Genomic DNA, 10371 nt, shown 5'->3' with positions numbered 1-10371 from the left:
GGACGATCGACGGTGACCACGTCGCCCACCTCGATCGCGGATGCCGGTATCCGCTGCACGACGGCGACGGAACCGGCGGGGATCGTCGGCGACATCGATCCGGTGCGGAACATGATGAGGGTGATGTTCGCCGTGAGAGCGAGGATCACGAGCACCATGCAGACGACCCCGGCGACGGCCGCGATCCACAGCGCGATGTCGGCCAGCATCCGTCCGACACCGCCTCCCCTGCGACGCGTCGCAGAAGCGGATGCCGCGGGTGGCGCCGGCGATGCCCCCGCCTCGGCGGCCCGCTCTCGGAGCTCTCTCCTCGTGCGTGTCGTCGTCGACGCCGTGTTCCGTGTCGTCAGCGTCACCCGCTCAGGGCCTTCCACCATCGTCCGCACACCCCCTCGGTCGACCTCAGGATGCGGTTCCGAGGATCTGCCACGTCTGCACGGCGGTGAGTCCCTGCGCCGTGTTGTCGGTGGCGGCGGGAAGCGAGACAGCGAAGCAGTAGTTCGTGGTCGATCCGGAGTTCGCTGCGACCGCCTGAGTCACCGTTCCTGCGGTGTTCATGGCGGAGCTGTCGGGGACGACCGAGGTTCCGGCCGCGTAGGTGGTGGCGTTGCACGCGGTGCCGGCGATCGTGCGGACGCCGTATCGCAGGAACGTCGCGAGCCCCGTGCCGGTGGTCGAGGCCACGCTCAGCTGCAGCGAGCCCGCGACCGACGGGTTCGCCGTCCGCACGCTGAAGAGCGAGTACACGGTACTGCCGGGCACCATGGCGTTGAACGGCGCCGTGAAGGTGAGTGCGGCGGGAGTGCCTACCGGGTGACTCGAGAACGTCGTGCCGTCCGTGGCGCCGACGATGTCGAACCGGCCCGCCGTGAACGTCGTGCTGCCGTACTCCGAGTCGTTCCAGGCGGCGAGGGTCATGGTCGCGCCCACCCCGAACACCAGCCCTGCTGCGAGCAGGGCACGTATTCGGCGGGAGCGCAGCCGCTTCGCCTCCCGCATGCCGCTGCGGGTGTCAGCCATGATCAGTTGTCGATGGAGGTGGCGGTGAACTCCCACGTCGCGACGGCGGTCTCACCCTGCTCGAGTCCTGCGCCCGCGGTGACCGCGAAGCACAGCTGCACCGGCGTGCCGGGCGTTCCGGCGGTCGCGCCCTGCGCCAACGGCACAGAGGTGGCGCCCGTCTGCGCGCTCAACGTCGCACCCGAGGCGACCACGGTGCCGGTGGCCGTCGCGTCACAGGTGTCCCCCGCCTCGATGGCGGTCACCGTGTACGACAGGTTCGGCTCGTTGCCACCGGTCCCCGCGGTGATACCCGCCGGGATGAGCGTGGCGTCATTCGTGGTGGTGCTGTCGAGGCGCACCCAGAACGGCGCGTAGACCACATCGCCGGGCGACATCGACGCCGCGACCTCGGGCAGCTGGAAGACGAGCGACGCGGCGGCGTCACCGTCATCGACATTGTGCTCGGCGTAGTCGGCAGTGGCGCTCGTCGTCGAGCCCTCGAGGTTGAACGAACCGGCCGTGAATGTTCCGGTCGCGAATTCGGAGTCGTTCCATGCGGCGAGAGTGACGCCGACGCCGACGCCGAGCACCACTCCTCCCGCCAGAACTGCCAGAACCTTGCGTTGCGTGTCCTTCGTAGCCATGTTCGTTCCCCCTCAGGAATCGGCTCTCGCGGATGCCTGGGAATGGTCGCCCTCCGCGACCTGCATCCACGTATTCAGGTGTTGCGAGCCATCCTGATCGAGATAATGGCCGATCACAAGGGGTATCGGTATATCGATTGAACATTCATTCAGTGAAAATCGCCTCCCATCAGGCGATCCTCCGACCATCTCCGCCGAGTCAGCGCACGAGCACTCGGGCGGCCTCCGCCGCGACCTCGGCAGCGATCGTGTCGAGCAGGTCGGAGCGCAGATTCCACTGCTGCCAGTACAGAGCGACCCGTACCGGATCGCCGCCGAGCGGTACGAGGGCGTCATCGTGCTGCAGCAGCGGGACCATCCCCCATCCGAGTCCCAGCCGCACCGCGAGCGCGAAGTCATGGGATGCCGGCACGTAGTGTCGCGGCACGCCCTGCGCCGCCACTCCCCTGGTCCGCAGCCATTCGTGCTGCAGCGTGTCACGCCGATCGAAGTCGACGAACGGCGCGACTGCGAGAGCCTCGGGCGTCGCCCCCTCGGGGAACCAGCGCTCGGCGAAACCCGCCTCCGCCATCGCCCGATACTCCAGCACCCCGAGCGGGGTGACGGAGCATCCCGCCACGGGCATCTGCTCGCTGGTGACCGCCGCCATGACCGTGCCCGACTCGAGCAGACGGGCCGTGAAGTTCTGATCGTCCCGATGCAGGTCGACATCGATATCGTGCACCGCCGACAAGCGGGCGATCGGTCGCAGGAACCAGGTCGCCATCGAGTCGGCGTTGACCGCGAGCGGGATGCGGATGCGGGGCGCATCGCCGTCGAGCCCGAGGCCGCCGAGCGCGTCGTGCTCGAGCAGCTCGACCTGGCGGGCGAGCCTCACCACCGCCTCCCCCGCCTCCGTCAGCCGCGCGGGCTTCGAGCGGACGACCAGCACCCGCCCGAGCTGCTGCTCGAGCGTCTTGAGCCGCTGGCTGACCGCCGAGGGCGTGATCTGCAGCACACGGGATGCCGCGTCGAGCGTGCCTTCGTCAGCCACGGCCGCCACCGTGGAGGCGAGTTCCGGATCGATCTTCACATAAGCCAGGCTAATGGTTCACAAGGAATCCTCGCTGGTGCTGTCGATGATTCCCTCCCTACGGTTGACTCATGCTCTCCGTGTTCTCGGGTCTCGGACTCGGCCTCTCCCTCATCATCGCCATCGGCGCACAGAACGTCTTCGTGCTGCGTCAGGGCATCAGGCGAGAGCACGTGCTCCCCGTGGTCATCGTGTGCGCACTCTCCGATGCGCTGCTGATCGCCGCCGGGGTCGCGGGGCTGGGGGTCGTCATCGCGGCGGCGCCGTGGCTCGTCGTGGTCGCCCGGTGGGCGGGTGCCGCGTTCCTGCTCGTCTACGGGATCCTCGCCGCGCGCCGTGCGCTGCGCGGCGGTGAAGAGCTGCGCGTGGATGACATGCCTGCCGCCACGGCATCCGTGCCGTCGGGTGCTGCGACGAGCGCGATGACCGCGACCCGCACCGCTCTCGTGCCCGTGTTGCTCACGGTCCTCGCGCTCACCTGGTTGAACCCGCACGTCTACCTCGACACGGTGCTCATGCTCGGGTCGATCGCGGCCACTCACGGCGACGACCGCTGGCTGTTCGCGGCGGGTGCGATCGCCGCCAGCATCCTGTGGTTCACCGCCCTCGGATTCGGCGCCCGCCATCTCGGTCGGTGGCTGCGCACCGAACGGTCGTGGCGGATCCTCGACGGGATCATCGCGGTCGTCATGATCGCGATCGCGATCAGTCTCGTGCTGCCGGTGCTCGGCGGCTGAGACCCGGCCTCCCCGCGGCGGATCAGTCCCCGTCGAGCGGGCGGAGGATGCGGGTGAGGAAGCGCTGCGTGCGCTCGTGCTGCGGCGCACCGAAGAGCTGCGCCGGAGGGCCCTGTTCGATCACGACCCCGCCGTCCATGAACAGCACGTGGTCGGCGGCCTCGCGGGCGAAGCTCAGCTCGTGCGTCACGACGACCATGCTCCACCCGTCGTCGGCGAGCTCCTTGATGACGAGCAGCACCTCGCCGACCAGCTCAGGATCGAGCGCACTGGTCGGCTCGTCGAAGAGCAGCAGATCGGGCCGCAGCGCCAGTGCGCGCACGATGCCCACCCGCTGCTGCTGTCCGCCCGACAGCTCGTGCGGCCGCGCATCCGCCTTGTCCGACAGTCCCACCCGTGCGAGAAGCGTCTGCGCCTCGGCGACGACCTCGGCCTTCGGGCGACCCTGCACGCGCCAGGGACCCTCGATCACGTTCTGCAGCACCGTGAGGTGCGGGAAGAGGTTGTGATGCTGGAAGACCATCGCCGAGCGGTCTCGCAGAGCCAGCCGCTTCTGCTTCTGCACGCGCGCCGACACCCTCTCGGTCGGGGCGAAGTCGATGTCGGGTCCGCCGGCGACGACGATCTCGCCGGCATCCGGCGTCTCCAGGCCGTTGAGCGCGCGGAGCACCGTGGTCTTGCCGGAGCCGCTCGGGCCGATCAACACGACCACCTCTCCCCGGTGCAGGGTCAGGTCGATGCCGCGGAGCACCTCGTTGTCGCCGAAGCTCTTGTGGAGTCCCCGGGCGGTCAGCAGCCGGTCGGCCGTCGACGTGTGATCAGCGAGCGACATGGCGGTCGAGCCTCCTCTCGAGCGCGCTCTGCCCGAAGGACAGGACGAGGCAGATCACCCAGTAGACCAGGGCGGCCGCCAGGTAGACGACCATGAACTCGAGAGTCGCCGCAGCGATCTGCTGGGCCACCTTGAAGAGCTCGGTCACGAGGATCAGCGACGCGAGCGACGTGTCCTTCACCAGCGAGATGAAGGTGTTCGACAGCGGCGGCACCGAGACCCGCGCGGCCTGCGGCAGGATCACGCGCGTGAGGGTGCGCGTGCGGTTCATGCCCACCGTGTACGCGGCTTCCCACTGCCCCTTCGGCACCGAGAGGATCGCCGCCCGCACCACCTCGGCGGCGTATCCGCCGACGTTGAGCGAGAGGGCGATGACCGCGCTCGGCCACGGGTCGAGCGTCACCCCGATCGACGGCAGGCCGTAGAAGATCACGAACAGCTGCACGAGCATCGGAGTGCCGCGGATCACCGAGATGTAGAACCGCGCGACACCCGACACGATCGGGTTGACCGAGATCCTCATCAGGGCGACGAGGATCGCGATCACCAGCCCGAGCGCGAACGACAGCAGCGCCAACGGCACCGTGACCGTCACACCCGCCAGGGCGATGGGCCCGAGCGAGTCGAGGAACAGCTGCCAGGGGTTCTCCATGGACTACTGCGTGACGTCTTCGCCGAAGTACTTGTCGCTGATCTCGGCGAGCGTGCCATCGGCGCGCAGCTCTTCGAGGGCGCCGTCGATCGCCTCGACCAGGTCGGTCTTGTCCTTGGTGAAGACGAACGCCTGCTCGCCGGCGTCGTCGGTCTCGGCCGCGATCTTCAGCCCGGACGGGCTGTTCGTGGTCTCGTAGTCGAGGAAGGTCAGCTTGTCGTTCACGGTCGCGTCGACGCGACCCTGGCGCAGCAGCTCGACGGCCTGCGCCCATCCCTCGACGCCCTCGACCGTCGCTCCCGACTCGGTGGCCAGCTCGTACCAGTTGCTGGTGAGCGACTGGGCGGTGGTCTTGCCTGCGAGGTCGTCGAACGACGAGATCGAGTCGTCGTCCTCGGCGACCACGATCACACCGGGCGACACGGTGTACGGGGTGCTGAAGAGGTACTTGGCCTCGCGCTCGTCGTTGATGCTCACCTGGTTCGCGATCAGGTCGAAGCGTCCGGCATCCAGGCCCGCGAAGATCGCGTCCCACTGGGTCTCCTGGAACTCGATGTCGAGGTCGAGCTTCTCGGCCACGGCCTCGATGATCTCGACGTCGAAGCCGGTCAGGTCGCCCGCGCCGTCTTCGTCGTGGAAGCTGAAGGGACGGTAGGTGCCCTCGGTCGCGACCGTGAGCACGCCGTCCTTGAGCAGACCGAGGTCGCTGCCGGAGCCCTCTCCGCTCGAGCTGCTCTCGGCGGGCGCGGTGCTTCCGCTGCATCCGGTGAGCGCTGCGGCGGCGACGACGAGCGCGGTGACGGCGATGAGGCGACGGGACATGGGTACCCTCCTGGGGTGCGGTGAGGCGCGATTGCTGTGGCGCGGAACTCACCTACAGTACGTGGACTGTCGCCAGCATCCCACATCTCATGACGTCGGATGTCGATCGCGGATGCAGAAAAGGCCCCCGCAGTCGCGGGGGCCTTTTCGGAATCACACTCAGATGGAGTTGACGTCCAGCGGGATGCCGGGGCCGAACGTGGTCGACACGGCGCCCTTCTGGATGTAACGGCCCTTCGAGCTCGACGGCTTGAGGCGGACGATCTCCTCGAGCGCTGCGCCGATGTTCTCGTCGAGCTGCTCAGCCGAGAACGACGACTTGCCGACGACGAAGTGCACGTTGGCGTGCTTGTCGACGCGGAACTCGATCTTTCCGCCCTTGATCTCCTCGACGGCCTTGGCCGTGTTCGGGGTCACGGTGCCGGTCTTCGGGTTCGGCATGAGTCCACGCGGACCCAGGACCTTTCCGAGACGACCGACCTGGCCCATGAGCTCCGGGGTCGAGACGGCCGCGTCGAACGCGGTCCAGCCTGCGGCGACCTTCTCGATGAGCTCGGCGCCGCCGACCTCATCGGCACCTGCGGCGATCGCTGCCTCGGCCGCGGGGCCGGTGGCGAAGACGATGACGCGGGCGGTCTTACCGGTGCCGTGGGGCAGGATGACGGTGCCGCGCACCATCTGGTCTGCCTTGCGGGGGTCGACCGAGAGCTTCAGCGCGACCTCGACGGTCGAGTCGAACTTCGACGAGCCGGTCTCCTTCGCGAGGGCGACTGCCTCGGTGGGAGTGTAGAAACGGTCTGCCTCGATCTTCTCGGCGGCAGCCTTGTAAGCCTTGGACTTCGTAGCCATGATTATTCTCCTCAGCCCTCGACCGTGATGCCCATGGAACGGGCGGTGCCGGCGATGATCTTCGAGGCAGCCTCGATGTCGTTCGCGTTCAGGTCGGCCTGCTTGGTCTCGGCGATCTGACGGACCTGGTCCTTGGTGATCTTCGCGACCTTGACCGTGTGAGGCGTCGACGAGCCCTTGGGCACGCCGGCAGCCTTCTTGATGAGCTCCGCGGCAGGCGGGGTCTTCAGGACGAAGGTGAAGCTGCGGTCCTCGTAGACGGTGATCTCGACGGGGATGACGTTGCCGCGCTGCGACTCGGTCGCGGCGTTGTACGCCTTGCAGAACTCCATGATGTTGACGCCATGCTGACCGAGCGCGGGGCCGATCGGCGGCGCCGGGTTGGCTGCACCGGCGTTGATCTGAAGCTTGATCAGGCCGGTCACCTTCTTCTTCGGTGCCATATCCTCTTCCTTTCATCGAACGGATGCCGGATGCATCCGCTCTCCCGCGAACCCGGCATCTCCGGGCTGCGGTCGTCTGCGCGCACGCCGAAGCGGCACACAAACCACATAAGTCTACCCGATCCGACGGCGGCTGGAATACTGCGCACGCCGCGCACCGGATCTCCGCGCCTGGGGCCTCCGCTCACAGGCGCGGCCAGAAAGGCTCCGGAACTCGCGATTCTGGGGGCCTTTTCGACCCCGTTTGGATGCTGGGGGCGTTTTCGACCCCGCGAGCACGCCACGGCGCCCCGGAAACGCGAGAACGGCCACCCCGAACCGGGGCGGCCGTTTTCGTGAAAGCGGGTGTCAGACCATCTTGGTGACCTGGTCGAACGACAGCTCGACCGGGGTCTCGCGCTCGAAGAGGGAGACGAGCACGGTGAGCTTGCCGCTCTCCGGCTTGATCTCGCTGATCGAACCGGGAAGACCCGCGAACGAGCCCTCCTTGATCGTGATGGTCTCGCCGATCTCGAAGTCGACCTCGGCGGGCAGCGGACGGGCGACGGCGACGCCGCCCTTCGACGCGATGTTCTTGGCGGTCGGCGCGTCCTTGACCTCGACGAGCGACTTCAGCATGTTGAAGGCCTCTTCGAAGCGCAGCGGCGTCGGGTTGTGGGCGTTGCCCACGAATCCGGTGACACCCGGGGTGTGGCGCACGACCGACCAGGTGTCTTCCGTGAGCTCCATGCGCACGAGCACGTAGCCCGGGATGCGCACGCGGGTGACCATCTTGCGCTGGCCGTTCTTGATCTCGACGACGTCCTCCATCGGGACCTCGATCTGGTAGATCTCGTCCTCGACCTCGAGCGTCGACTTGCGCTGCTCGATGTTCGCCTTGACCTTGCGCTCGAAGCCGGCGTAAGAGTGGATGACGTACCACTTGCCCGGGAGCATGCGCAGGTCCATGCGGAAGGCCTCGTAGGGGTCTTCCTCGGCGTCGTCGTCAGCCTGCTCGTCGTCGGCCTGCTCGTCGTCGGCCAGCTCGTCGTCAGCACCGAGGTCGGGGCCGTCGTACGGGGTGACCTCGTCGGCCTCGGCGGCCTCGAGCTCGGCGGTCTCTTCCGCCACAGAATCATTGAGGACCTCAGCGGCAGCCTCAGACTCAGCCGCTTCGTCCAGGTTGAGAGCGTCGTTCACGATCGCGTCAGCCTCCGGGTCGTCGATTTCGATGTCGGTGTCATCGTCGGTGCTGTCGTCGTCCTCGCCGTCGACGTCCTCGATGTGGAGGGCGACGTGCTCGGCCGACGTGACGGAACGCTCTTCGGCGGCGAGGACGTCGCCCTCCTGGGCCTCGTCCTCTTCGCTGGACTGCTCAGCGGCGGTCGCCCAGTCGGCGTCGTCGGAATATCGTTCAGACACGTTGTTTCTTTCCAATCATTGCGGCACGAGCCGCAAGGGCATCAGGCGCCGGGAACTCCGAAAACAATGTGCGTCACCCACGCGAACAAGGTGTCCAGTCCGTAGACGATGCCCATGACGATCAGAACGAAGACCAGCACGACCGCGGTGAACTTGACCAGCTCCTTGCGGGTCGGGGTGACGACCTTGCGAAGCTCTGCGATGACCTGACGGAAGAACAGGGCGATGCTCCCGAAGAAGCCGAGGGGCCCGCGCTTCTTCTCGCGGGTGGCGCCGGCCGCGACGACATCGCCGCGCGGTTCGTCCTGATCCATCCTGAATGTACCTTTCGTGTGTCAGCGTGCGCTGACGCGCAGGGCGGACAGGAATCGAACCTGCAACCTGCGGTTTTGGAGACCGCTGCTCTGCCAATTGAGCTACCGCCCTAGAGACCGGTGGTCTCGGGGTGTCGTCTTCATCCTGCCACCGAAACCGGACCGCAAGGACCGGGGCACGGCGAAAGAATGCAGACAACAACTGCTGGTCAAGCATACGGCATCCCTCGGCCGGTTCCGAACCGGCGGCCGCATCCGTGTTGTTGTTAGGCTCGAGCGGGTCCGACGGGAGGGGGATGCGGGTGAGTGCTGACGTGCAGCAGTTCCAGGTGGATCTGCGCGGGGTCGTCGACCTGCTGAGTCGTCATATCTACTCGAGCCCCCGGGTGTATCTGCGCGAGCTGCTGCAGAACGCCCGCGACGCCGTCACGGCGCGCCGCGAGGTCGACGGCGGGGGCGGACGCATCCGGATCACCCCGCTCAGCGACACCTCGCCCGAGTTCGTGCTCCGCGACGACGGCGTGGGCCTGACCGCGAGCGAGGTCGCCGATCTGCTCGCCACCGTCGGCCGCAGCTCGAAGCGCGACATCTTCGACCTGCCCCGCAGCGATTACCTCGGCCAGTTCGGCATCGGTCTGCTCAGCTGCTTCATGGTCGCCGACACCATCGTGATCCGCTCGCGCAGCGCCCGAGGCGGCTCCGCCGTGGAATGGACGGGCAGCGCCGACGGCACGTTCCGCGTGGTCGAGATCGACGACGACCTGCCCGTCGGCACGAGCGTGCACCTCGTGCCCCGCTTCGACGCCGACGATCTGCTGCGCCCGGCCGCGGTGCGTGAGCTCGCGACGAGCTTCGCCGAGTTCCTTCCGGTGCGCGTGACGATCGACACTCCGAACGGCGAGATCGACGTCACGCGCCGCGCTCCCTTCCTCGACGCCGCCGAGAGGCCCGACGAGGCGGTGGAGTACGGCCGCGACCTGTTCGGAGCATCGCCCCTCGACGTGATCGAGCTGACCGAGCCCGCCACGGGCACGCGCGGCCTCGCCTACGTGCTCCCCTACGCCCCGCCGCCCGGCGCACGCCAGGCGACCCGCATGTACCTGGGCCGGATGCTCCTCGCCGAACGCGTCGACGATGTGCTGCCCGACTGGGCGTTCTTCGTGCGCGCCGTGGTCGACTCGACCGGTCTCGCGCCGACCGCCAGCCGTGAGTCGCTCGTCGACGACGCGGCACTCGAACGCGTGCGAGAGCAGCTCGGCGCCGGCATCCGTCGATGGGTGCTCGAGCTGGGTCTGCGCGAGCCGCACCGCCTCGCGCAGTTCGTCGCGATCCACGAGGTCGGCCTCAAGTCGCTCGTGCGTCACGACGAGGAGCTCGCCCGGTTCATCACGCGCTGGCTCACCCTCGAGACGACGCACGGCACCATGCGCATCGGCGATCTCGTCGAGCGGTTCCCGCACGTGCGCTACGCCGCGACGGTCGACGAGTTCCGCCAGGTGGCGGGGATCTCGCCCGGCTCCGAGGTGCTCGTGAACGGCGGCTACCTCTACGACGCCGACCTGGTGCGGATGCTCCCCGATCTGTATCCGCAGCTCACCGTCGA

Annotated in this window: 13 protein-coding genes and 1 tRNA gene; 2 read left to right on the top strand and 12 right to left on the bottom strand. The window is 67.8% G+C overall.

What is annotated here, in order from left to right; genetic code table 11:
* From RTM68_RS11055 to RTM68_RS11040, 4 genes are all read right to left on the bottom strand, one after another.
* Positions 1-209, bottom strand: a 209-nt coding sequence (locus RTM68_RS11055) for a S26 family signal peptidase (RefSeq protein WP_312170785.1), incomplete at its 3' end; no start/stop codon positions are given.
* A 193-nt stretch (positions 210-402) separates the two neighbouring features.
* Positions 403-1020 (bottom strand): SipW-dependent-type signal peptide-containing protein, encoded by a 618-nt coding sequence (locus RTM68_RS11050; protein WP_312170783.1) that lies wholly within the window; start codon positions 1018-1020, stop codon positions 403-405.
* Between the two features lie 2 nt (positions 1021-1022).
* The gene (locus tag RTM68_RS11045) at positions 1023-1646 is read right to left on the bottom strand and encodes a SipW-dependent-type signal peptide-containing protein (protein ID WP_312170782.1); all 624 of its coding nucleotides are present in this window, start codon (positions 1644-1646) and stop codon (positions 1023-1025) included.
* A 199-nt stretch (positions 1647-1845) separates the two neighbouring features.
* Positions 1846-2718, bottom strand: coding sequence for a LysR family transcriptional regulator ArgP (locus RTM68_RS11040; protein WP_312170780.1), 873 nt, complete (start codon positions 2716-2718; stop codon positions 1846-1848).
* Positions 2719-2789: 71 nt separating this feature from the next.
* Here RTM68_RS11040 and RTM68_RS11035 point away from each other — a divergent pair, with 71 nt between their 5' ends.
* Entirely contained in the window at positions 2790-3455 is a 666-nt protein-coding gene (locus tag RTM68_RS11035) for a LysE/ArgO family amino acid transporter (RefSeq protein ID WP_312170778.1), read from the top strand.
* A 22-nt stretch (positions 3456-3477) separates the two neighbouring features.
* Here RTM68_RS11035 and RTM68_RS11030 read toward each other — a convergent pair whose 3' ends face one another.
* From RTM68_RS11030 to RTM68_RS10995, 8 genes are all read right to left on the bottom strand, one after another.
* The gene (locus tag RTM68_RS11030; protein ID WP_312170776.1) at positions 3478-4287 is read right to left on the bottom strand and encodes an amino acid ABC transporter ATP-binding protein; all 810 of its coding nucleotides are present in this window, start codon (positions 4285-4287) and stop codon (positions 3478-3480) included.
* Positions 4274-4939, bottom strand: a complete 666-nt coding sequence (locus RTM68_RS11025) for an amino acid ABC transporter permease (RefSeq protein ID WP_312170774.1) — start codon at positions 4937-4939, stop codon at positions 4274-4276. The genes RTM68_RS11030 and RTM68_RS11025 overlap by 14 nt, the downstream gene beginning before the upstream one ends.
* Positions 4940-4942: 3 nt before the next feature.
* A complete protein-coding gene (locus tag RTM68_RS11020) occupies positions 4943-5761 on the bottom strand; it encodes an amino acid ABC transporter substrate-binding protein (RefSeq protein ID WP_312170772.1) in 819 nt (272 codons plus the stop codon).
* A gap of 159 nt (positions 5762-5920) precedes the next feature.
* Positions 5921-6610, bottom strand: coding sequence for a 50S ribosomal protein L1 (rplA, locus tag RTM68_RS11015; protein ID WP_056514047.1), 690 nt, complete (start codon positions 6608-6610; stop codon positions 5921-5923).
* Positions 6611-6621: 11 nt separating this feature from the next.
* Positions 6622-7053, bottom strand: a complete 432-nt coding sequence (gene rplK, locus RTM68_RS11010) for a 50S ribosomal protein L11 (protein WP_091226625.1) — start codon at positions 7051-7053, stop codon at positions 6622-6624.
* Positions 7054-7401: 348 nt separating this feature from the next.
* Positions 7402-8454 (bottom strand): transcription termination/antitermination protein NusG, encoded by a 1053-nt coding sequence (gene nusG / locus RTM68_RS11005; RefSeq protein WP_312170769.1) that lies wholly within the window; start codon positions 8452-8454, stop codon positions 7402-7404.
* Between the two features lie 41 nt (positions 8455-8495).
* Entirely contained in the window at positions 8496-8768 is a 273-nt protein-coding gene (secE, locus tag RTM68_RS11000) for a preprotein translocase subunit SecE (protein ID WP_194765229.1), read from the bottom strand.
* 39 nt (positions 8769-8807) lie between these two features.
* A tRNA-Trp gene (locus RTM68_RS10995) sits at positions 8808-8880 on the bottom strand.
* Positions 8881-9070: 190 nt separating this feature from the next.
* Here RTM68_RS10995 and RTM68_RS10990 point away from each other — a divergent pair.
* A partial coding sequence (locus tag RTM68_RS10990; protein ID WP_396654225.1) for an HSP90 family protein occupies positions 9071-10371 on the top strand: 1301 nt, incomplete at its 3' end.

It is taken from the genome of Microbacterium sp. (assembly GCF_031988965.1).
GTDB lineage: Bacteria > Actinomycetota > Actinomycetes > Actinomycetales > Microbacteriaceae > Microbacterium.
This window is presented reverse-complemented; position numbering and strand designations above follow the sequence as displayed.

Bases quoted from the DNA above. Each gene is read 5' to 3' on its own strand.
- RTM68_RS11050 (WP_312170783.1), bottom strand. From the start codon at position 1,020: ATGGCTGACACCCGCAGCGGCATGCGGGAGGCGAAGCGGCTGCGCTCC.
- RTM68_RS11045 (WP_312170782.1), bottom strand. From the start codon at position 1,646: ATGGCTACGAAGGACACGCAACGCAAGGTTCTGGCAGTTCTGGCGGGA.
- RTM68_RS11035 (WP_312170778.1), top strand. From the start codon at position 2,790: ATGCTCTCCGTGTTCTCGGGTCTCGGACTCGGCCTCTCCCTCATCATC.
- RTM68_RS11030 (WP_312170776.1), bottom strand. From the start codon at position 4,287: ATGTCGCTCGCTGATCACACGTCGACGGCCGACCGGCTGCTGACCGCC.
- RTM68_RS11025 (WP_312170774.1), bottom strand. From the start codon at position 4,939: ATGGAGAACCCCTGGCAGCTGTTCCTCGACTCGCTCGGGCCCATCGCC.
- RTM68_RS11020 (WP_312170772.1), bottom strand. From the start codon at position 5,761: ATGTCCCGTCGCCTCATCGCCGTCACCGCGCTCGTCGTCGCCGCCGCA.
- rplA (WP_056514047.1), bottom strand. From the start codon at position 6,610: ATGGCTACGAAGTCCAAGGCTTACAAGGCTGCCGCCGAGAAGATCGAG.
- rplK (WP_091226625.1), bottom strand. From the start codon at position 7,053: ATGGCACCGAAGAAGAAGGTGACCGGCCTGATCAAGCTTCAGATCAAC.
- secE (WP_194765229.1), bottom strand. From the start codon at position 8,768: ATGGATCAGGACGAACCGCGCGGCGATGTCGTCGCGGCCGGCGCCACC.